This is a genomic window from Polynucleobacter sp. IMCC30063 (assembly GCF_021395235.1).
Taxonomy (GTDB): Bacteria; Pseudomonadota; Gammaproteobacteria; order Burkholderiales; family Burkholderiaceae; genus Polynucleobacter.
In genome coordinates this window covers 1-1,337 of record NZ_JAJVCQ010000011.1, presented here as the reverse complement: position 1 = coordinate 1,337, position 1,337 = coordinate 1, and the positions used below count along the sequence as shown (strand labels likewise).

Below are 1,337 nucleotides of genomic sequence, written 5' to 3'. Positions count from 1 at the left end.
GGGGGTGTACTAAATTTTGTGTAAACGGTCTAATAATGGGTAAAAGCCCACTCCATAGGAGTAATGATGATGACCGAAGCAGCAAAACGAGCAGTACCCCAAGAACTCATTGATAGCCTGCTGGCAGACTATCAAAAGCCAGAAGACCTCATTGGCGAAAATGGCCTACTTAAGCAATTAACCAAGCTACTAGTAGAAAAAGCCTTAGAGGCCGAGATGAACACCCATCTGGGCCATGATAAAAATCAGCCCATCCAAAATACTACCGGCAATGCTCGTAATGGCAAGAGTCGTAAAACGTTAACGGGTGAGTTTGGCCAACTACCCATTGAGATCCCCAGAGATCGCCAGGGTAGTTTTGAGCCCCAACTCATTCCCAAGCACCAAACCCGCTGGGCCGGTTTTGATGAGAAGATTTTGTCCTTATACGCTAGGGGCATGACCGTTCGAGAAATCCAAAGCCACTTAGAGGAGATGTATGGAGCTGAGGTCTCGCCTACCCTCATCTCAGCTGTCACTGAGGCTGTAGTCGAAGAAGTTAAAGCGTGGCAAGCTAGACCTTTAGATACGCTTTACCCCATCATTTACCTAGACTGTATCCATGTCAAAGTCAGAGACTCGGGTGCGGTTAAAGCCAAAGCGGTCTACCTAGCGATTGGCATTACGATGACCGGCCAAAAAGACGTACTGGGTTTATGGATTGCACAAACCGAAGGGGCGAAGTTCTGGCTACAAGTGGTTACCGAACTCAAGAACCGGGGCGTACAAGATATCTTCATCGCCTGCGTTGATGGCTTAAAAGGGTTTCCAGAGGCAATTGAGGCTATCTATCCATACACCACCGTACAACTGTGTATTGTGCATATGGTGCGCTATAGCCTGAACTATGTCTCTTGGAAGTTCCGTAAAGATGTCGCTACTGACCTCAAGGCCATTTATGCCAGCGGCACAGTAGAGCAAGCAGAGCAGCAGTTAAGGGAGTTTGAACTCAAATGGGACAAAGACTATCCTTCCATTGGTCAAAGCTGGAGAAGAAACTGGCAGCGCCTCACCCCCTTCTTTGACTACTCGCCCGAGATCCGTAAAGTGATTTACACCACCAACGCCATTGAGTCAGTCAATATGAGTTTACGGAAAATTACCAAGAACCGGGGATCATTCCCCAGTGATGAAGCTTTAATGAAATTGTTTTATCTGGCCCTACGCAATATCAGCCAAAAGTGGAGTATGCCCATCAGAGATTGGAAGGGTGCATTAAATCAGTTTAGTATTAAGTATGAGGAGAGAATCCCTCTGTAGTAAACGAACCCCGTTTACACAAAATATGGGACACCCTC

At 46.9% G+C, this 1,337-nt stretch carries 1 protein-coding gene; it reads left to right on the top strand.

From position 1 onward, the window contains the following. Window positions 1-69 precede the first annotated feature (69 nt). Entirely contained in the window at window positions 70-1,299 is a 1,230-nt protein-coding gene (locus tag LZG75_RS12230) for an IS256 family transposase (RefSeq protein ID WP_233937697.1), read from the top strand. The last annotated feature ends 38 nt before the right edge of the window (window positions 1,300-1,337 follow it).